This is a genomic window from Umezawaea sp., assembly GCF_036375055.1.
Lineage (GTDB): Bacteria > Actinomycetota > Actinomycetes > Mycobacteriales > Pseudonocardiaceae > Umezawaea.
Genome location: NZ_DASUSQ010000064.1, coordinates 86983 through 107529 on the forward strand (window position 1 = coordinate 86983; position 20547 = coordinate 107529).

Genomic DNA, 20547 nt, shown 5'->3' on the forward strand with positions numbered 1-20547 from the left:
GACCCCAGGAAGCCAGACAAACCGAAGAAACAAGCCAGAACCACCTGTCAAGACGCTGAGAAACCTCCTACTTACAGGGGTTTCTGCCGCTGCGACCGGTCGCTACCGTGTCGCTTCCCCGGCACGCTGCCGGCCTACTGAGGGGTGGATCGGATGAGGTCAAGACGGAAGCAAGCGGCAAGAGCGGTGATCGCGGTGGGCGTCGGCTCCGCCGTCGTGTTCGGGCTCAACGCGCCGGTCTCGGCCGCCGCGGAGAACGTCCTCCGCGCCGACCGCGCGGTCGCCCGTTCCTGCTTCGCCGGAGTGCTCCCCGCCCGCACCGCGGGGGTGGACCGCCGGGAGGTGACCTCCACAGTGGACGGACTCGTCCAGGCGCGGTTGGCCGCCGGGAACGGCGGCACCGGCGACTGGGACGTGGCCGTGTTCGACAAGGCGAACGGAAAGCTGGTGGCGGCGTCGACCGCGCTCGCCTCCCGCGAGCTGGCCGAGAGCTTCGTGACCAAGGGGCAGCAGCTCGTCGTCCAGGGCTGCCGGTACGCCGGTGACACCCGCTCGGTCGTGCTGGGCGTCGACTTCCTCGCGCTCACGCCGCAGGGCACGCCCACCCCCGGCGTGACCGCCGAGACGGCCCCGGAGCGCGCCGAGCTGGTCCGCGTGGCCACCGCCGACCAGCAGGACAAGAACAAGCTGCTCGGCCTCGGCCTCGACGTGACGGAGAAGGCGGACGCCACGGGCGTCGACGTCGTCCTCGCGGGCGAGGCCGACCGCGAGGTGCTGCGCGGGAGCGGGTTCCGCTTCGAGGTGCTGAACCCCGACCTGTCCGCCACCTCCCGCGAGAACGCCCGCGAGGACGCCGAGTTCGCCGCGACCACCGAGCGCACCGGGCTGCCCTCGGGCCGCACGGGCTACCGGCACCTGTGGGACTACAACTTCGAGATGAAGGAGTTGGCGCGCGAGAACCCGAAGCTGGTGCGCGCCTTCACCCTCCCGCACGCCACGGTCGAGGGCCTGGACGTCGTCGGCGTCGAGGTGGCGACCAACGTCGCCAACACCGCCGACGGCAAGCCGGTCAACCTGCTGATGGCGCTGCACCACGCCCGCGAGTGGCCGTCGGGCGAGCACGCGATGGAGTGGATCTACGAGCTGGTCGACGGGTACTCCCGCGACCGGGAGGTGCGAGGCCTCGTCGAGCGCACCCGCAACATCATCATCCCGGTGGTCAACGCCGACGGCTTCACCATCTCCCGCGAGGCCGAGCCGAAGGGCGACTTCAGCCGGTTCGACTACGAGATGAAGCGCAAGAACTGCCAGGCGGACGACTCCCCGGAGCAGTTCCGCACGGGCGTCTGCAAGGCGAACCCGGCGGGCGCGCAGCGCGGCACCGACCCGAACCGCAACTACGCGGGCTTCTGGGGCGGCGCGGGCGCGTCGACCTCCTGGTCGGGCGAGACGTTCCGCGGCTCCAGCCCGTTCTCCGAGCCGGAGACGCGCAACATCCGCGACCTGGTGTCCAGCCGCCAGGTCACCAACCTGATGACCCTGCACACCTACTCCAACCTGGTGCTGCGCGTGCCCGGCGTGTTCGGCACCCGGCCGCCGCTGGACGAGCCGCTGAACAAGGCGCTCGGCGACCTCATGGCCTCGCGCAACGGCTACACCAGCCAGCCGTCGTGGGCGCTGTACGACACCAGCGGCACCACCGAGGACTGGTCGTACTGGGCGACCGGCGGCTACGGCTACACGATGGAGATCGGTCTCGACGGCTTCCACCCGCAGTACTCCACGGGTGTCGTCGCCGAGTACCTCGGCCAGGCCCCGGCGCAGGGCGCGGGCAAGGGCGGCAACCGCGCCGCCTTCCTCGACATGCTGAGGAACGCGGCCACCCCCGAGGCCCACTCGACGCTGGTCGGCACCGCGCCGCGCGGCTACGAGCTGGCGCTGCGCAAGTCGTTCCAGACGCCCACGTCGCCCGTCCGCCAGCCGGACGGCACGACCAAGCCCGCGATCTACGTGCAGGACACGCTCAACTCCACGCTCGACGCGACGGGCGGCAGGTTCTCCTGGGCCGTCAACCCGTCGACCCGCCCGTACGTCGCGGGCCGCTACGGCCGCGACCCGCAGGCCCCGGTGCAGCAGGACATCCAGCTCGCCAACCCGGAGGGCGTGCCCGCCGAGAACACCCGGTACCCGGCCGACCCGACCGCGGACCGCATCCCCTTCACGGTCAAGGGGATGCCCGAGGTCGACAACGGCAAGGTCTCCATCACCGTCAACTGGGGCTCCCCGGCCACCGACTGGGACCTCTTCATCGTCGACGCCGACGGCGAGACCGTCACCTCGTCCGCCGCGGGCGGCACGAACAGCGAGACCGCGGTCCTGTTCGACCCGCCCGCCGGTGAGTACACGGCCGTGGTCGTCAACTACAGCCAGGCGAACCCGGCGACGCCGGACGACTGGACGGGTGGACTGGTCGAGTTCGCCCCGCCGGTCCCCGCCACGTACGGCCCGAAGGAGTCGTACACGCTCACGTGCAAGGACCGCCGGGGCCGCATCGTCGGCCTGACCGACGTGTTCGTGGACCGCGGCCAGACCGTCGACGTCGGCGCCGTGTGCACCGACTCGGCCCGCGCCACCAAGCAGCGCAAGCGCTAGCCGGAGCGCGGGGCCTCCCGGACGTCCGGGAGGCCCCGCGCCGCCGACCGGGGGCTCAGCAGGTGGGTGGTAGCCAGCCGGGCTCGCCGACGACGTCCTCGGGGGACGCCGTCATGGTGTTCGGCCGCTCCGGCGTTCCGACGCCGAAGCTGAACCCGACCAGCCCGCCGGGGCACACCCGCAGCGCGCTCGGACCGCCGTCGGTGCCGCTGCCGCGCCAGGCGAGCGGGTCGAGGGCGACCCGCCACACCTTCCAGTGCGCCTCGCCGCCGACGTGCCCGTCGCACGCCTCCGCGGCGGGGAGGCCGTCGACGCGGCACACGTAGTCCCGGTCGCCGTAGGACCCGGTCCCCGCGCCCGCGCGCACGGCGAACCCCGCCCGCTCCAGCGCGGCCCGAGCGGTCCCCGGATCGCCGGAGGCGCACCGGACCGCGGTTCCGGAGCCGCCCGCGCCCGTGGTGTCGACCGCGACCGTGACCCCCGAGGGCGACGGGCACGGTCCCGCCGTCCAGGTCCCGTCCGCGGGCACGACGGCGGACAGCAGTGCGGACGTCACGGCGGCGAGGCGGCTGAGGGGCGTGAGCACGGGCCGCACACTACGTCCGGTGACCACATCGCGCTCCTCGACCACCGAGAGCGCTCGGAGTAGCGCAGATCACTGGTCCCCCGCCGGAAGTTCGTTGTGGTTCAACAACCTTTGGGACTTATGTCCGGTTAAAGGGTCTTGTCGGCGTGATCACGCGGTTCCAGGATGGGCGAACACGGTCGGATATCACCCGTGCGGGTGATCAAGCCGACTGTCCGAAGAGGACCGACCAGGCCCTCTCGGCAGCCGAAAGGTTCGTTCGCGTGGCACGCAGAGGCCTCATCGCCGTCATCGCCCCCCTCACGCTCGCCGTCACGTTCGTGACCGCCGGGGGTGGCACCGCCCAGTCGCAGGTGCCCAACCAGAGCCCGGTCAACATCACGATCGGCTCGATCAGGATCGACCCCGCGCAGCCGAGGCTGATCACCTCCTACGGCCACTCCGACGTGGAACTGGAGTACGTCCGCAAGGACGCGGCCAGCGCGACCGGGTGCACGACCCGGCACCACGAGGAGACGGAGGAGGCGAACGTCGTGCCCGGCGCCGCCCACGTCACCGTGGCCGGGGTCCGCTACGAGCTGGAGCAGTTCCACTTCCACACGCCGTCCGAGCACCGCTTCCAGGGCCGTTCCGACCCGATGGAGATGCACTTCGTGCACCGCAGCGCGGCGGGCGCGCTGCTGGTGGTCGGCGTTCCGCTGCGCGCGGGCGCACCGTCCACCGTGGACAGGGTGCTGGCGAGGCTCGCGCCCGAGTGCGGCGAGAACGTCGAGGTCGGCGACGTGGACCTGAACTCGCTCCTGCCGCGCAACCACACCACGTTCCGCTACAACGGGTCGCTGACCACCGCGCCGTTCACCGAGGGCGTGCAGTGGTTCCTGACCAGCGAGCTGACCGTGTCCCAGGCGACCATCAACCGGTTCCAGGGCCTGTTCACCAGCGGCAACGCCCGCGCCACCCAGCCGCTCAACGGCCGGACCGTGACCGAGGTCCCGCAGTTCTAGCAGGTCGGCGGGGCCGTCCGAGGAAGCGGACGGCCCCGCCGGGTAAATGGGGGGCGTCGGATCTGGGGCCGATGGCAGGATGGGCGGTATGCCTGGAATCTCGACGCCCGAAGAGCTCGCCTCCCGCACGTCCCGCGCCCTCGCCGCGGCGGTCGGGGCGGGCCGCGCCCTCGGCCTGGAGGTGACCGAGCCGAAGGTCCTGCACGACGTGTTCTCCGTCGTCGTGCACCTCGCGCCCTCGCCGGTGGTCGTCCGCGTGCCCACCGTCCTGGTGCCGTCGTTCCGGGCCGACCTCGTCGCCCAGCACCGCCGCCAGAGCGACGAACTGGCCGTCGTCGGCTGGCTGGCCGACCGCGGGTTCCCGGTGATCCCGCCGAGCCCGCTCGTGCCGCGCGAACCCGTCCAGCGCGACGGCTTCTCCATGACGTTCTGGCAGCTGGTCGACATCAGGCAGGACGTCGAGCCGGACTACGCGCACAACGCCGCCGCGACGGCCGAGCTGCACGCGGCGCTGAGCGACTACCCCGGCGAGCTGCCGTTCATGTCGTCGTTCGACCACACGGTCACCGAGAACCTCGACTTCCTCGCGTCGCGCCCCGACCTGATCGACGCCGCCGACCTCGACCGGGCCCGGCGCGAGTGGGCGGCCCTGGAGCCGGTCGTCGGCTCCCGCGAGGGCTTCGCGAAGGCCTTCCCCGACGTGGCGGTGCAGACCGTGCACGGCGACTCGCCGCCCGCGAACCTGGTCTCCACCGTCCACGGCGACCTGCACGCGGACTTCGAGCTGGTCACCAGCGGACCGGTCGAACGCGACCTCGTGATGATCGGTCCGGACGGCGAGGCCGCCTACGACCGCGCCGCCGCCGCGCTGGGCCTCCCGCCCCTGAACCGCGAGGTGCTCGCCGTGATGGGCGCCGCCGGGTTCGTCCAGGTGGTCGCCTGCCTCGCGCTGGTGCCGCAGCTCCCCCTGCTCGCCGAGGGCCTCAAGCCCGCGCTCGAGGCCTGGCGCGCCACCCCGCCCGCGTTCTAGCTCAGCCCATCGACTTCTGGCCGTCGATCGACTCGCGCAGGATGTCGGCGTGGCCCGCGTGCTGCGAGGTCTCCGCGATCAGGTGCAGCAGGACGCGGCGCGCCGACCAGGACTTGCCCGCCTCGAACCACGGCGCCACCGGCAGCGGGTGCGCCACGTCGAGGTCGGGCAGCGTCGCGACCAGCTCGTCGGTCGTGCGCGCGACCTCCTCGTAGGCGTCCAGCAGCCCGGCCAGGGTCTCGCCCGGCATCATCCGGTGCTGCTCCTCCCACGGGATCGCGCCGTCCTCCATCAGCGTCGCGCCGCCGACGATGAACCGCGACCAGGACGCCTCGGTCGCGGCGACGTGCTTGATCAGCCCGCCGAGGGACAGCGCGCTCACGGTCGGGTGCGAGCCCGCCTGCTCGTCGGTCAGCCCCCGCGTCGTGCCGCGCAGGAAGAACCGGTGCTTGGCCAGCGTCTCCAGCAGGTCCGCTCGTTCGCCGGTGGTGGTGAGGGTGCCGGTCATCGTGTCCGCCTTCTTTCCTCTGAGCTGATGAGAACGAGCCTAGAAGGCATCGCGGACACCTCCTGTCCTCGATCGCGGGCGGATCCGCGGAGTTCCGCGGCGACCGTGCCGGGTGAGCCGACAACTAGACTTGACGGTCAAGAACCGGGACCACCGAGGAGACCACGCATGGGCGCGCGCACCGACCGGACGACCGCAGAGCCCGATCTCGGCGTCCTGGCCGGCAGGTTGCTGTTCGCGTTCCAGCGGGAGATGTTCACGACGTTCGCGGAGAAGGGCTTCCCCGACCTCCACCCCCGCCACGGCTCCGTCCTCGCCTACCTCGACAAGGACGGCGTGCGCGCCACCGACCTGTCCCGACTGTCGGGCGTGCACAAGCAGGTGATCGGCACCGTCGTGGACGAGCTCGAACGCCTCGGCTACGTCGAGCGCAGGCCCGACCCGGTGGACCGCCGCGCCAAGCTGATCTGCCCCACCGAACGCGGCCTCGACCAGATGCGCGTGGCCGACACGTTCGTGGCCGCCCTGGAACGCCGCCACGCCCGCCGCATGGGTCCGGAGGCCTACGCGCAGTTCAAGAGCATGTTCACCGACGTCGTGGAGCACCAGCGCCGCCGCGTCGAGCCGTAGCCGGGCACGCCGGAGCCGCGCCCACCGTGAGGAGGACGCGGCTGAGGCGGGACCGTCAGTTCGAGATCACCGCGAAGACCGTGCCCTGGTCGTCGCTGACCAGCGCGGACCGCCCGTAGGGGCTGTCCGAGGGCGGCAGGATCACGTGGCCGCCGAGTTCCGCGACCTTCGCCACGGCCGCGTCCGCGTCGGCGACCGAGAAGTACGTGACCCACGAGGAGGGCGCTTCGGCGAACGCCCCGCCGATCCCCGCGACGGCCTCGCCGCCGAGCGACGCGGCCGAGTACTGGAAGTCACCGGAGCTGAGGTCGTCGTAGGCGTAGCCGAACACCTGGGCGTAGAACTTCTTGTTGCCCTCGAAGTCGTGGCTCGTGTTCTCGCTCCACGCGATCGCGCCGGGCTCGTTCACGAGCTGCGCGCCGGTGTGCTCGCCCGCCTGCCACAGGCCGAACACGGCGCCCTGCGGGTCGAGGGCGATGGCCATGCGGCCCTGGCCGAGGACGTCCGAGGGCTGCACGAGGATCTTGCCGCCTGCCGACTCGACCTTCGCCGCGGTGGCGTCGACGTCGTCGGTGGCCAGGTAGGTGGTCCACGACGGCGGCTGCGACGTGTCCTGCTGGACGCCGAGGCCCGCGACCTTGCGGCCACCGAGCTTCGCGGACCAGTAACCCATCTCGGCGGGTTCGAGCTGCTCGGCTTCCCAGCCGAACAGACCCGAGTAGAACGCTGTGGCCTTGTCGACGTCGGCGCCGAGGTCGGCCCAGGCAGGTGTGCCCGCGGGCCATGCCGTGTCGCGAGTGACCATTTCTAGCCTCCGGGGAGTAGCGGAGTGGGGGCTCCGAAGCTAGCGGCGGGTCCCGCGCGTTGTCGTCCGGTGGAGCCGGAAGCAGGGGTGGTGGCGCGGAAAGTTAGGGGGCCTCGAACAGGGTGCTGACCGACTCCCCGTTGTGGATCCGGCGCATCGCCTCGGCGAGCGGGCGGGCGACGGACAGCACCTTCAGCTTGGGCACGTGCTTCTCCTTCGCGATCGGCACCGTGTTCGTGCAGACGATCTCCAGCACGTCCGGCGCCGCGCCGAGCCGCTCCAGCGCGCCGTCGGAGAACAGCCCGTGCGTGCACGCGATCCGCATCGTGCCGCTCTCCCGCTCCCGCAACCGCTCCAGCAGCTCCACGACGGTGCTGCCCTTGGCGATCTCGTCGTCCAGGACGATCACGTCCTTGCCCCGCACCTGGCCGATCACCGCGCTGATGTGCACCTTGTCGTCGGCGAACCGCTGCTTCGCGCCGGCCGCGACGGGCACGCCGAGGATGCGCGCGAAGTGCGCCGCCTCCTTGGCGTTGCCGAGGTCGGGGGAGACCACGACGGTGTTGCTCAGGTCGTACTGCTTGAAGTGCGCGGCCAGTTCGCGCAGCGCGTGCAGGTGGTCGACGGGGATGCTGAAGAAGCCGTGCACCTGCGGCGAGTGCAGGGTCATCGCGAGCACGCGGCTCGCGCCCGCCGTGACCAGCAGGTCCGCGACCAGGCGGGCGCCGATGGAGATGCGCGGCGCGTCCTTCTTGTCGGACCGGGCGTAGGCGTAGTGGGGCATGACGACGGTGGTGCGGGCCGCGGACGCGCCGCGGGCGGCGTCGAGCATCAGCAGCAGCTCGACGAGGTTCTCCTGGACGGGCGGCACGAGCGGCTGGATGAGGAACACGTCCCGTTCCCGGCAGTTCGCCTGGAGCTGGACCTCGATGCAATCGTTGGCGAACCGCTGGACCCTGGTGGGAAGCAGGGGCGTGCCGAGGTGGGTGCAGATCTCGGCCGCGAGCTCGGGATGGGCAGTGCCGGTGAAAACCGCGATGTCACGCACCCTTCGAGCCTAATCGCGCCGACGGCTCCGATCGGGTGTTCCCGCGCCGCTTCGGCGGGTGATGTTCGTCGGTGTGATACTCCGCCGATGGAGTTGCGCCACCTCGAGTACTTCGTCGCGGTCGCCGAGGAGCTGAGCTTCACCCGCGCGTCGCACAGGCTGCGGGTCGTGCAGTCCGGGGTGTCGACGGTGATCCGCGCGCTGGAGCGCGAGCTGGGCGCGCCGCTGTTCGACCGGTCCACCAGGGAGGTGGCGCTGACCGACGCGGGCAGGGCGCTGCTGCGCGAGGCGCGGACCACCCTGGACGCGGCGCAGGCCGCCCGCGACGCCGTGCAGGAGGTGGTGGCGGGCGTCCGGGGCACGATCAACCTCGGCACCATGACCGGTCTGACGCTGGTCGACCTGCCCGGTCTGCTCGGCCGCTACCACGTGGAGCACCCCGGGGTGACGATCCGGCTGCGCGCCGCCACCAGCGGCACGAGCGGCCTCGTGACGTCGCTTGTGGACGGTGAGCTGGACGTGGCGTTCCTGGCGCTCAACGACTCCCCGCCCGCCGGTGTGACGGCGCGGGGACTCGTCGTCACGTCCGTGGTCCTGCTGGTGCGCGACGACCACCCGCTGGCGGGCCGCGCGAGCGTGCGCCTGACCGACCTCGCGAACCAGGAGTTCGTCGACACACCGCCGGGGTGGGGCAACCGCGTCCTGGTCGACCGGGCGTTCGCCGCGGCGCGGGTCGAACGGCGGGTCACCGTCGAGGTGGCGCACCTGAACGCCGTGCCGGACTACGTCCACGCCGGACTGGGCATCGCGCTGGTGCCGGACTTCGACCTGGTGCTCGCCGACGACGTGCACCAGGTCGCCGTGTCCGGAGTGGACCTGCGCTGGACGCTGTCCCTCGCGACCTCCTCGACCCGGCGGCCGAGCGCCGCCCTGCGCGCGCTGCTGGCCATGGTGGACCAGTACGTGCGGCCTAGCCCCTGAGCAGCCTGCGTCCCGCCGTCGCCGACACCACCAGCACGGCCGCCGAGAACCCGAGCACCGCGTACGGCGCGGCGACGTACTGGGCGGCGATGCCGAGCAGCAGCACGGGCACCGCCAGCCCGAGGTAACCGGCGAGGAACAGCCCCGCCAGCGCCTCCCCGCGCGAGGTGGGCGAGCTGAGCGCCGCGACCGTCGAGACCGCCCCCTTGAACAGCACGCCCATGCCCGCGCCCGCCGCCGCCCCGCCCACCAGGAACAGCGGCAGGCTCGACGCGAACAGCGCCGCGGTCACGACGGCGAGCCCTGCGCTCATCGTGGTGGTGCCGACGGCGAGCTGGTGGCGCGTGCCCTTGCGGCGGAACAGGATCTGCGTCGACGCCGCCGAACCGAACACCAGGAACGCCACCGCGCCCGCCAGCGCGCGCGACGGCATGTGCAGCGTGTTCGCGACGAAAGCCGGGGCCAGCGAGGTGAACAGGCCCAGGGTGGCGAACGAGGCCCCCGCCGCGGCGCCCGCGGCGAAGTAGTGCGCCCTGGCCAGTTCCGGCACCGACACCCGCTGCGGGTGGTACGACCGCGACTCGACCGCGACCGTCTCCGGCACGAACGCGACGACGGCCGCGCTCACCACCAGCAGCACCAGGAACACCGCGTACGACGTCGTCAGCGGCCCCGTGACGTACTGCGCCAGGACACCGGAGACCAACGTGCCGAACCCGAGCCCGCCGAGGTTCGCCGCCGTGGCGACGAGTTCCGCCCTGCCCAGCCCCGCGTGCGGCCGGTCGTCAGCGTGCAGCTCGGACAGGTAGGCCGTGGCGGTCGCCGTGATCATGCCGACCCCGACACCGGTCACCAGCCGCGCCGCGAACAGTTCTGCCACCGTCGTCGCGACCAGGAACACCACCGCCGCCCCCGCCAGCAGCAGCAACGCGGGCACGAGCACCGTCCGCCGCCCGACCCAGTCGCTGACGTGACCGGCCAGGAACAGGCTCAGCACCACACCCACCGCGTACGCGGCGAACAGCACCGTCACGACGAACGACGAGAAGTGGTCGCGCTGCTGGTAGAGCACGTAGAGCGGCGTGGGCACCGTGGAGAACGCCATCGCGACCAGGAACGAGGACGCGACAACCCAGAACCCGTGGCCCGCACCGAGCAGCGGTCGGTGCGGTGCCGTGGGGCGGGTGAGCACCGTGGCCGAGTCGGTCATGACGTGCGCCTCCTGTCGAGCGTCGGTCGGTCTCCGTCGAGCGTGCGCCGCCCCTCTGATCACGTCCAACGACATCTGATGCTGCCATTCATCTCAATCCGGGATAAATGCATGTCAGATGCCCTGCAATCGCACGACGTATGGGCGCGATCACAGCCTCTCCCTGCCCTCCGGGCGGCGTCGGAAACAAACTGACCGATCGGTCCACTGGGATATGGTTGGACCGTGGTGAACGACGACCCGCTGGACAATCCCCTGCTCACGACCTTCGGACATCTGATCGAGGTGTCGGGCAGGCTCCAGCGTTCGCTCGGTCAGGTGCTCGACGAGCGGTCCGAGTTGCCGATCGGGTGGTTCGAGGTGCTGCTCCGCCTGTCCCGCTCCGAGGACGGTCAACTCGCGATGGGCGTGCTGGCGGACCAGATCGTCCTGACGACCGGCGGCGTGACCCGCTTGGTGGACCGCATGGAGAAGGCGGGCTACGTGGAACGCCGCCCGTGCCCCGACGACAGGCGGGTCCTGTACGCGGGCATCACCGACGCGGGCTCGGCCAAGCTCCACGAGGCCGCAGGCGTACACGTGGAAGGCCTGCGCCAGGCGTTCGACGTCTTCTCCGCCAAGGAGTTGACCGCGTTCGACCGCCTCCTGGCCAAACTGAGGACCGCCACCTAACCCACAGTGCTGCCCCACTGGACGTTGGTAGCTGGTCAACACCCAGGACAGCTGACGACTCAGGAAGCAGACACCCGCCGTCTCGCCGCCCTTCCCTTCAAGTAACCCCGCACGAGGAACCCTCAGGGGAAGAGTGCCTCGCAAAGGACGCTTCGACGCACAAGAGCTGGTCTGATGGCCAGACGAGAACGACTGACACCGAGTGGATCGTCCCTGTTCATCTGACCAAGCCAGCCCCTGCCACCCTGGCCAGCCCCTGCCACCCTGGCCAGCCCCGCCACTCAACCTCACCTCCACCCGCTTCCACTCCTGCCCACCGCAACCCTGGGTGCTACGGCCCGTGGCTACCCCGCTGCCACAACCCGTGACCCCATCACTGCCGCTGTGCCGTTGCCAGTGGCCTCCCGGCTACCGCTGTGCCGTCACTCATAACCCCATGGCTACCGCTGCGCCGTCGCCCGTGACCCCATGACCATCCCCTGTGTGGTCGCCGTAGCCGCACCGCCACCCCAGTCCCGCCACCCCAGTCCCGCCACCCGTCTCCCGTCTCCCGTCTCCCGTCTCCCGTCTCCCAAGGCTCACGGCTACCGGGTGTGCCCCCGCCACCCCAATCCCCGCTGGTGCCCGACCGATCGCGCGCCTAGGGTCGCCGAACATGGAGATCCCCAGGTACGGATCGGGTGCGCTCTCTGACGTGGTGCCCTCGCTGCTGGCAGGCCTGGACGTGCCCGGCACGGTCGACGTGCTCGGCGTGCCCGGTGCTCGACGCGTCTGCCTGCTGCTCATCGACGGACTCGGCTGGGAACTGCTCCGCGCCCACGCCGACGCGGCCCCGTTCCTGTCCTCACTGCCGGGGAAACCGATCACCGCCGGATTCCCGTCCAGCACGGCCACGAGCATCGCCGCACTGGGCACCGGCCTCCCCACCGGCGAACACGGCATCGTCGGCTACAGCTTCGAAACAGGCTCCGTGCTGCTCAACTCGTTGGGCTGGAACCACCACGGCACCTCCGACCACGCGGACCTCCGACGCACCGCCGTGCCCGAGGAAGTCCAACCGCACCCGACCACGTTCGACCGCGCGGCAGCGGCGGGCGTGACCGTCCGCGCCGTCGCGCCATACCAGCAGGAAGGCAGCGGCCTGTCCCGCGCGGTCCTGCGCGGAGCCCTGTTCCACGGCGTCTACGCACTGGGCGACCTGGCGAGCGCCGCCCTGGACGCGCTCGGCTCCGCCGACCGGGTCTTCTGCTACGCCTACCACGCCGACCTGGACGCGCTGGGCCACCTCTACGGCCCGGACAGCGAACCGTGGCGGTTCCAGTTGTCCTACATCGACCACGTCGCCGCCTCGATCGCCGCACGCCTCCCCACCGACGCCGTGCTGACCGTCGTGGCCGACCACGGCATGGTCGAACTCAGCGAGGACAACCGGATCGACTTCGACACCGAACCGACCCTCCAGGCAGGCGTCCGCCTCCTGGGCGGCGAGCCACGAGTCCGCCACGTCTACACCGAACCCGGCGCCACCGACGACGTCCTCGCCGCGTGGCGAGAGGTGCTCGGTGACCGCGCCTGGCTGCTGCGTCGCGACGAAGCCATCGCTCTAGGCCTGTTCGGCCCCTCGGTAGCGGTCCACGCGTACACCCGAATCGGCAACCTGGTCGTGGCCGCACGCGACACCACCGCGATCGTCCGAACCTCTGTCGAATCCAGGCTCTCCTCCTTCATCGGCCAGCACGGCTCACTGACCTCCGCGGAGCAGTTGGTCCCTCTCCTCTTCGCCTCCTAACGACCTGCCTCCCTGAACGCCTCTCGAATCGCGGCATCATCGGCTCCCGCACCGAGGAGTTGGCGCAACAGCAACCGCGCCTTCAACGGATCCAGGAACCCGGCCGACACCAGCCCGCGCTCCCGCAGGTCCTTCTCCGACCCGCTGAACCCGTAGGTGTGCTCCAACACCGATCCGGCACCCGTTCGCGAAGCGAGCACCACCGGTATCCGCGCCACCAGTCGCACCAACGGCTCCACCCAGCTCACCGGCACGTGCCCGGCACCGAACGCCGCCACCACAACCCCGTCAACCCGCTCCTCCACTCCCTCCAACAGCACCCCTTCATCACCGAGCATCGCCGTCACCACCGCCACCGTCGCCGACCTGGCCTCGGCGAACGGCACCGGCGCCCGCCGCTCGACCCGTTGCAGCATTCGCGCGGCACCTTCGACGACGTACCCCAGCGGCCCACCGTTGGGCGACCGGAACGTGCCGGGACTCGAACTGTGCGTCTTCCGCACCCGCCGCGCCGCGTGGATCTCGTCGGCGAACACCACCAGACACCCCTGTCCCCGCGCCTCCTCACCAGCCGCCACCTGGATGGCCGCCAACAGGTTCGCCGGCCCATCCGCTCCGGCCAACGTCGGATTCCGCATCGCTCCGGTCACCACGATCGGCATGTCCCCGTCGTAGGCGAGATCCAGCAGGTACGACGTCTCCTCGATCGTGTCCGTCCCCTGCGTCACCACGACTCCGTCGACATCCACCCCCCGAATCGCCTCGTACAGCGCCGCGACGTCCTCGAACGTCACCGAAGCCCCGGGTACCTGCCGAAAATCCACCACCTCCAACGACACGTCGACGTCACCCAGTCCAGGCACCGCCGCCAACAGTTGCTCAGGCGACAACGCGGGCACCGCCCCGCCACCACGAGACGCCACCATGGCGATCGTGCCGCCCAACCCGAACACCGCCACACGCTTGCCAACCGCCACCGCGAGTCCTCTCCACGCCCGATGATCAGGTCATGGTTACCTGATTCCTGCTCATCAGGCACGGCGGGTCGTCGAGCGGCGAGTTGTGCGGCAACCGTGCAGGCAAGCCGCGATCACCGGATCATCTGGATTGCCGGACCTCCTCGTCGTGCCGGACCGTGCCGTGCCGTGCCGTGCCGTGCCGTGCCGGACCGGACCGGACCGTGCCGTGCCGTGCCGGGCTTGCTTGGTGCCCTGGGCTTCGCCGGCCGGATCGAGTCGTGCTGGAGCTGGAGCTGGCGTGATTGTCTGCTGAGAGGCAGGTCGTACCAGTTCCGCGTTATCTCAGCCCCGTGGGTGTGCCGACCAAGACCGGTGTGTCCGACCCCCGCTTGGGCCAAGGCGGATCGACCCGGCCAACGGTCGCTCCGTCCAGGCTCCGCACCGCTCACCCGGCCTTCGCCTTCTCGATCGTCGCCTCGATCCCGTCCAGGATCACCTCCAATCCCGTCGCGAACGACTCGGCCATCGCCGACTCCAGGTACGGCTTCTTCGGGTCGTCCGGCGGCGCGGGCTTGTCCTGCTCCATCTTGATCGCCATCGGGAACCGGGCCGCGAAGTCCGGCGCCACCTCCACCAGCAGCGGTGACCGCGAATGCCACCAGTCCTCGTCGGACACCCCCGTTTCCTCGGCCGCGGACCGCGCCTCCGCCTCGGTTCGCGCCGCGCCGCGGACGAAGTGCAGCACCACGCCCAGAATCCCCCGCAGCACAGGCGGTCTCAGGCCCGTCTCGTGCAGGATCCCCGACGCTGTCTCGAGCGTGGCGAACTCGTTGGGCCCCAGCACCGGTCTGGCCTGGGACACCTGAAGCGTCCACGGATGGCGCAGGTGGAACTCCAGGTGGTCCTCTGCCCACGACGTGACGGACCCGCGCCACCCCCGCTCCGACCTGTAGCCCGTGGGCAGTTCGCCCAGCACCTTGTCGTACATCAGGTCGACCAGGTCGCCCTTCGTGGGGACGTACGTGTAGAGGGCCATGGCCGTCCGCCCGAGCCGTTCGCCGACCGCTCTCATCGACAGCCCGGACATGCCGTCGACGTCCGCCACGCCGATGGCCGTGTCGATGATCAGGTCGACGCTCAGTCCCGGCTTGGGCCCCGGCCGCTGGCTCGACACCCTGTTGCCCCACATCACGTCCATGGACCAACGGGGATCGCCCTGCCCGGCGTAGACGACCATTTGCATCTCCTTACGCCATAAAGTATCGTCGCGATCACCTTACAGCATAAAGAGACTCTGGGGGAGTACGTGGAGTGTCGCCCGATAGACGTAAGCAAGCATCACGGCAGGTCCGAGGGCATCCTTGGCCGCATGTGCACCGCCATGTCGCTCAGGAGCGCCCGATGACCGCCGGGCAGCGGTCCGCCGCGGACAGCCACGACGTGATCGAGGTCCGAGGTGCCAGGGAGAACAACCTGGCCGACGTCTCGCTCGACATCCCCAAGCGCCGACTGACGGTGTTCACCGGTGTGTCCGGGTCGGGCAAGTCCTCGCTCGTGTTCGGCACGATCGCCGCCGAGTCGCAGCGCCTGATCAACGAGACGTACACGGCGTTCATCCAGTCGTTCATGCCGAGCCAGGGCAGGCCGGACGTGGACGCGCTGCGCAACCTCAGCGCCGCGATCATCGTCGACCAGGAGCGGATGGGGTCGAACTCCCGTTCCACGGTCGGCACGGCGACCGACGCCCAGACGATGCTCCGGATCGTCTTCAGCCGCCTCGGTGAACCGCACGTCGGCACGTCGTCGGTGTTCGGCTTCAACAACCCCGAGGGCATGTGCCTGGTGTGCGAGGGTCTCGGTCGCGTGTCGGCGATCGACGTCGACCAGATCGTGAACCGCGAGCTGTCCCTCAACGAGGGCGCGATCACCGTCCCGGGTTTCACCACGGACGCCTGGTACGTGCAGACCTACGTCCACTCCGGCTTCTTCGACCCCGACACCAAGCTGAAGGACTTCACCCCGGCGGAGTGGGACGACCTCCTGCACAAGCCGACCACCAAGGTGAAGATCGGCACGACCAACGTCACCTACGAGGGTCTCGTGGTGAAGGTGCAGCGGCTGTACCTCTCGAAGGACCGCGAGTCGATGCAGCCGCACATCCGGGCCTTCGTCGACCGGGCCGTCACCTTCGACCGCTGCGCCGCCTGCGAGGGCACGAGGCTCAACCCGGCCGCGCTGTCGTCGAAGATCGGTGGGCGCAACATCGCCGAATGCGCGTCCATGCAGATCAGCGACCTGGCCGAGTTCGTCAGCAAGATCGACGACCCGTCCGTGGGGCCGTTGCTGGCGACTCTGCGCGGCACCCTCGACTCCCTGGTCGAGATCGGGCTCGGCTACCTGAGCCTGGACCGCGAGTCGGCGACGCTCTCCGGCGGTGAGGCTCAGCGGGTGAAGATGGTGCGGCACCTGGGTTCCAGCCTGACCGACGTCACGTACGTCTTCGACGAGCCGACGGTCGGCCTGCACCCGCACGACATCCAGCGGATGAACAACCTGCTGCTCCTCCTGCGCGACAAGGGCAACACCGTGCTCGTCGTCGAGCACAAGCCCGAGGTCATCGAGATCGCCGACCACGTCGTCGACCTCGGTCCCGGCGCGGGCCCGTCCGGCGGTCGGATCTGCTTCACGGGCGACGTGGCATCGCTGCGCACGTCCGGCACGTTGACCGGCAGACACCTGGACCACCGCGCCCAGCTCCGGGAGAAGGTGCGGGAACCGCGCGGCTACCTGGAGATCAGGGGCGCCGCCACGCACAACCTGAAGAACGTCGACGTCAACATCCCGCTCGGCGTTCTGACCGTGGTCACCGGTGTGGCGGGGTCCGGCAAGAGTTCGCTGATCCACGGCTCCCTGCCGCGCCGTGACGGGGTGGCCGTCGTGGACCAGTCGCCGATCCGCGGTTCCCGCCGGAGCAACCCGGCGACCTACACCGGCCTTCTGGACCCGATCCGGACCGCTTTCGCCAAGGCCAACGGTGTGAAGGCCGCCCTGTTCAGCGCGAACTCCGAGGGTGCCTGCCCCCACTGCAAGGGCATCGGCTTGGTCTACACCGACCTGGCGATGATGGCGGGTGTCGCGTCGGTGTGCGAGCAGTGCGAGGGCAAGCGCTTCACTCCCAAGGTGCTCATGTACACGTTGCGTGGCAAGAACATCAGCGAAGTACTGGCCATGCCCGTCACCGAAGCCCGCGACTTCTTCACCTCCGGCCAGGCCAGAGCCATCCTCGATCGCCTGTCGGACGTGGGCCTCGGCTACCTGGGTCTCGGCCAACCGCTCACCACCCTGTCCGGTGGCGAACGGCAACGCGTCAAACTCGCCATCCAGATGGCCGAGAAGGCCACGACCTACGTGCTGGACGAGCCGACGAGCGGCCTCCACCTGGCCGACGTCGACCAACTCCTGGCACTGCTGGACCGCCTGGTGGACGACGGCAACACGGTCATCTGCATCGAACACCACCAGGCCGTCATGGCCCACGCCGACTGGATCATCGACCTCGGCCCCGGCGCGGGCCAGGACGGTGGGCAGATCGTCTTCACCGGCACCCCCAACGAACTGGTGGAGTCCGGCGACTCCCTGACCGCCCGCCACCTCCGCACCTACGTCGGGGCCTGACCCGAGAAGGAATCCCGTGCACCAGCAACCGATCCGTGAGATAGAGGTCGTCGCCACCCGACGCATCACGCCGCGCATGGCGCGAATCACCTTCGGCGGTGACGAGCTGGCCGACTACACGTCGGTGGAACTCGACCAGCAGGTCAAGCTCTACTTCCCCAGACCAGGGCAGCCACGTCCGGTCCTGCCTTCGCCCGATACCGACTTCATGAGCTGGTACCAGGCGTACAGCGCCATTCCGGAGTCGGAAAGACCGTGGATGCGCAGCTACACGATCCGTGCCCACCACGCGGAGAGCGCCACGATCGACATCGACTTCGTCCTGCACGAGCACGCTGGTCCGGCAACCCGGTGGGCTGAAACCGCACAGCCGGGTGCTGTTCTCAGCATGTTCGGCCCATCCGCCGCGTTCGCGAGACCCACCTCGCTCGCCACGTCCATCGCGGGAGCCGACTGGCTCCTGCTGGTCGGGGACGCGACCGCCCTACCCGCGATCGGGTCGATCCTCGACGGTGTTGCCGCGAACACCCCCGCGGTGGTCTACCTCGAAGTAGCGGACGAGGGCGAACACCAAGCCTTGTCCGGTAGCGCCGCCGTGCACTGGCTGCATCGTGACACCAGCACGGCACCTCCTGGTGCTTTGCTGGTGGAGGCCCTCACGTCCGCGACCCTGCCACCGGGTGCGCCCTTCGCGTGGTTGGCAGGTGAGGCTGGGGCGGTCCGGACGCTCCGGCGTCACCTGATCAGCGATCGAGGGCTGCCGAAGGCGTCGATCGACTTCACCGGTCACTGGCGTCAGTCCCTGTCCCAGGACGACGCGCCCACCAAGGAGGACATCGAGGAGGCCAATGAACGTCTAGCCGCTGCTCAGTAGTACTGGGCTTCTCCGAAGGTCGGTGAGCGGACGTCCGGGTTCGGCACGTGGCCAGGCAGGATCGTTGGATCCGCGGGCCTGGGTGGCCGACTGCTGATGAGGGCGTGCTCACCTGGCTGAACCTTCTGGTGCACCGGAAGGTGGTCGGGTGAGACGGCATGCCGAGGTGTGCGGGTGGAGTGCGGTCGAGTGGGTGCCACGGTTGGAGGGTGAAGGGCTGGCTGGACACAGGACGTGGTGATCGGTGAACGCTGTGGGTGTGGTGCGCTGGCCATCGGGCGATGTCGGAATGCCTGTGCGGCAACGGACGTGGCTAGACGTCCAGGTCGATCGGTGGGCCTGGTTCGGCGGTGGCGGCGCCTGCGGTGTGGGATGCCAGCCAATCGTGGAACGCTGTCGCGCCTGCCTCGGGGACTTGCACCGTGATCGTGGCGCGCCGGTCGTAGGCGACGCCTGCGACTCGATGGCCCGCGGCGTGCAGGGCGTTCTCCAGTCTGCCCGCGTCGGCGTGGTCGACGGCGATGGTGAACGTGGCGAACCTGGCGCGTTCGAGGGTGCCGATCGCGTCCACCGTTTCCGACACCGCTCGGCCGTAGGCGCGTACCAGGCCGCCCGCGCCGAGTTTGATGCCGCCGAAGTACCTGGTGACCACGGCGACCGTGTCGGTGAGGTCGCGTCGGACGAGGACTTCCAGCATCGGCACGCCCGCCGTACCGGCTGGTTCGCCGTCGTCGCTGGAACGCTGTGTTCCGTCCACGCGGAACGCGGAGCAGTTGTGGTTGGCGGACCAGTGTTCCTTGCGCACACCCGCGATGAACGCCGCCGCCTCGGCTTCATCGCCGACTCGGCCGACGCTGCACAGGAAGCGCGATCGTTGGATCTCGATCTCGTGGACGCCGTCACGCGCGATCACCCGCATCGCACCAGTATCGACCACTGCTGCTCCTGGGTAGTGCAAGCGGTGTGAAGCCGGGTCCTCAGGTGGGTGATGGTGGTCGTGTCGGCATGGGCGTGGCGGCCGGGTTCCGTGGCACCGCGTCCGGATCGGGTGTAGGTCATGCCGGGCCGCGAAGGTAGGCGGTCGAGACGCTGGGAGGTGGACAAGTCGGGAGATCGGGAGGGTGGAAAGTCGTCCGCAGCGGACCGCAAGGATCTCCTCGCGGTTCGCGGTTCGCGGTTCGCGGTTCGCGGTTCGCGGTTCGCGGTTCGCGGTTCGCGGTTCGCGGCTCGCGGCTGGCGGCTGGCGGCTGGGCCACGACTGTCGTGCGTCAGCGCGGGGACCGAGCTGTGGTGATGCCAGCAAAGTCACGGCGGCAAGTACGGCGGCGGTGGTCTCGGCGGGACCGTAGGTCGAGTGGCGCAGCCAGCCGAAGTAGACGAAGTCGATAGCGCCCAGCACCAGCAGGGCGAACGCGAGCACCAACCGGAAGAGCAGGCGCGGCCAGTGGTTCGCTGTCATGTCGGACGAGCCTGATCGCCGGGATCGATCACGGGATCGGCCGAAAGGCAGAGGCGTTCGAGCCTGCGGAGGGCGCTGAAGTCTGTTGTGGACTGCCAGCGCCGTGGCCTTGGTAGAGCGCACTTGCCACGCACAACGCCTGTCCGCGCGGCGGTGAGAGAGGGGCCGATGGTCCGGAGGGGCCGATCGTGAGGAGGGCTGGTAGTGGAGATAGGCCGGTAGTGGGGAAGGGGCAGCGGTAGGGAAGGGCTGGTGGTGGGGTGGCGGGTTGGAGGTGAGGGGGACCGACAGTGAAGGAAGGGCCGGTGGTGGGAAGAGTTGGCGGTAGCGGAGGGCCTGCGGTCGGGATGGGCTGGGGACTTGGGATGGGCGTGGGGGATGAGGGATGGGCCGGTGAAGAGGTGGGCCGGTGGAGAGATGAGTCGGTGAGAGGTGGTCCGGTGAAGGAGTGGTCCGGTGGCGGGATGAGCCGGTGAAGGGGTGGTCCGGTGGCGGGATGGGTCGGTAGTGGAAATGAGCCTGTAGTGGAGACGGGTTGGTGGTGAGGGAGAACTGGCCTTGAGAGAGGACGGTCATGGGTGAAAGCTGGTGGTGGGGAGGGATCGCCGGAGAGGGAGGGGCGTGGCGAGGGAAGGAGATGGAGGGGGAAGGAGACGGTGGTGGGG

At 70.1% G+C, this 20547-nt stretch carries 17 protein-coding genes; 9 read left to right on the top strand and 8 right to left on the bottom strand.

Translation table 11 applies throughout. The annotated features are described in order from the left end of the window. Positions 1 to 153 precede the first annotated feature (153 nt). On the top strand, positions 154 to 2652 hold the full coding sequence (locus VFZ92_RS18255; protein WP_330877149.1) for a M14 family zinc carboxypeptidase: 2499 nt from the start codon (positions 154 to 156) through the stop codon (positions 2650 to 2652). A 55-nt stretch (positions 2653 to 2707) separates the two neighbouring features. Here the strand turns inward: VFZ92_RS18255 and VFZ92_RS18260 are convergent, their stop codons facing one another. Next, positions 2708 to 3238, bottom strand: coding sequence for a hypothetical protein (locus tag VFZ92_RS18260; protein WP_330877150.1), 531 nt, complete (start codon positions 3236 to 3238; stop codon positions 2708 to 2710). Between the two features lie 263 nt (positions 3239 to 3501). On the opposite strand from VFZ92_RS18260, the gene VFZ92_RS18265 reads away from it, so the two are divergent. Together VFZ92_RS18265 and VFZ92_RS18270 are read left to right on the top strand one after the other, a co-directional pair. Next, the gene (locus tag VFZ92_RS18265) at positions 3502 to 4242 is read left to right on the top strand and encodes a carbonic anhydrase family protein (protein WP_330877151.1); all 741 of its coding nucleotides are present in this window, start codon (positions 3502 to 3504) and stop codon (positions 4240 to 4242) included. Positions 4243 to 4330: 88 nt separating this feature from the next. Beyond that, the gene (locus VFZ92_RS18270) at positions 4331 to 5272 is read left to right on the top strand and encodes an aminoglycoside phosphotransferase family protein (RefSeq protein WP_330877152.1); all 942 of its coding nucleotides are present in this window, start codon (positions 4331 to 4333) and stop codon (positions 5270 to 5272) included. A 1-nt stretch (position 5273) separates the two neighbouring features. Here the strand turns inward: VFZ92_RS18270 and VFZ92_RS18275 are convergent, their stop codons facing one another. Then, positions 5274 to 5780, bottom strand: coding sequence for a DinB family protein (locus tag VFZ92_RS18275; RefSeq protein ID WP_330877153.1), 507 nt, complete (start codon positions 5778 to 5780; stop codon positions 5274 to 5276). 168 nt (positions 5781 to 5948) lie between these two features. Here VFZ92_RS18275 and VFZ92_RS18280 point away from each other — a divergent pair, with 168 nt between their 5' ends. After that, a complete protein-coding gene (locus VFZ92_RS18280) occupies positions 5949 to 6410 on the top strand; it encodes a MarR family winged helix-turn-helix transcriptional regulator (RefSeq protein ID WP_330877154.1) in 462 nt (153 codons plus the stop codon). Positions 6411 to 6465: 55 nt separating this feature from the next. Here the strand turns inward: VFZ92_RS18280 and VFZ92_RS18285 are convergent, their stop codons facing one another. Both VFZ92_RS18285 and VFZ92_RS18290 read right to left on the bottom strand, forming a co-directional pair. Continuing rightward, entirely contained in the window at positions 6466 to 7215 is a 750-nt protein-coding gene (locus VFZ92_RS18285; RefSeq protein ID WP_330877155.1) for a VOC family protein, read from the bottom strand. 103 nt (positions 7216 to 7318) lie between these two features. After that, a complete protein-coding gene (locus VFZ92_RS18290) occupies positions 7319 to 8263 on the bottom strand; it encodes a ribose-phosphate pyrophosphokinase (RefSeq protein ID WP_330877156.1) in 945 nt (314 codons plus the stop codon). Positions 8264 to 8350: 87 nt separating this feature from the next. On the opposite strand from VFZ92_RS18290, the gene VFZ92_RS18295 reads away from it, so the two are divergent. Next, entirely contained in the window at positions 8351 to 9244 is an 894-nt protein-coding gene (locus VFZ92_RS18295; protein ID WP_330877157.1) for a LysR family transcriptional regulator, read from the top strand. Here VFZ92_RS18295 and VFZ92_RS18300 read toward each other — a convergent pair. After that, positions 9234 to 10454, bottom strand: a complete 1221-nt coding sequence (locus VFZ92_RS18300) for an MFS transporter (protein ID WP_330877158.1) — start codon at positions 10452 to 10454, stop codon at positions 9234 to 9236. The genes VFZ92_RS18295 and VFZ92_RS18300 overlap by 11 nt on opposite strands. 225 nt (positions 10455 to 10679) lie before the next feature. Here VFZ92_RS18300 and VFZ92_RS18305 point away from each other — a divergent pair, with 225 nt between their 5' ends. Together VFZ92_RS18305 and VFZ92_RS18310 are read left to right on the top strand one after the other, a co-directional pair. After that, on the top strand, positions 10680 to 11126 hold the full coding sequence (locus VFZ92_RS18305) for a MarR family winged helix-turn-helix transcriptional regulator (protein WP_330877159.1): 447 nt from the start codon (positions 10680 to 10682) through the stop codon (positions 11124 to 11126). A 655-nt stretch (positions 11127 to 11781) separates the two neighbouring features. Next, entirely contained in the window at positions 11782 to 12915 is a 1134-nt protein-coding gene (locus tag VFZ92_RS18310) for a nucleotide pyrophosphatase/phosphodiesterase family protein (RefSeq protein WP_330877160.1), read from the top strand. Here VFZ92_RS18310 and VFZ92_RS18315 read toward each other — a convergent pair. Continuing rightward, a complete protein-coding gene (locus VFZ92_RS18315) occupies positions 12912 to 13892 on the bottom strand; it encodes an asparaginase (RefSeq protein WP_330877161.1) in 981 nt (326 codons plus the stop codon). The genes VFZ92_RS18310 and VFZ92_RS18315 overlap by 4 nt on opposite strands. A 427-nt stretch (positions 13893 to 14319) precedes the next feature. Further along, complete coding sequence (locus tag VFZ92_RS18320) at positions 14320 to 15111, bottom strand: TetR/AcrR family transcriptional regulator (protein WP_330877162.1); 792 nt, start codon at positions 15109 to 15111, stop codon at positions 14320 to 14322. A gap of 164 nt (positions 15112 to 15275) precedes the next feature. Here VFZ92_RS18320 and VFZ92_RS18325 point away from each other — a divergent pair, with 164 nt between their 5' ends. Together VFZ92_RS18325 and VFZ92_RS18330 are read left to right on the top strand one after the other, a co-directional pair. Then, a complete protein-coding gene (locus tag VFZ92_RS18325; protein WP_330877163.1) occupies positions 15276 to 17549 on the top strand; it encodes an excinuclease ABC subunit UvrA in 2274 nt (757 codons plus the stop codon). Between the two features lie 16 nt (positions 17550 to 17565). Continuing rightward, entirely contained in the window at positions 17566 to 18423 is an 858-nt protein-coding gene (locus tag VFZ92_RS18330) for a siderophore-interacting protein (RefSeq protein ID WP_330877164.1), read from the top strand. A gap of 313 nt (positions 18424 to 18736) precedes the next feature. On the opposite strand, the gene VFZ92_RS18335 is transcribed toward VFZ92_RS18330, so the two are convergent. Next, the gene (locus VFZ92_RS18335) at positions 18737 to 19342 is read right to left on the bottom strand and encodes a YigZ family protein (protein ID WP_330877165.1); all 606 of its coding nucleotides are present in this window, start codon (positions 19340 to 19342) and stop codon (positions 18737 to 18739) included. Positions 19343 to 20547 lie beyond the last annotated feature (1205 nt).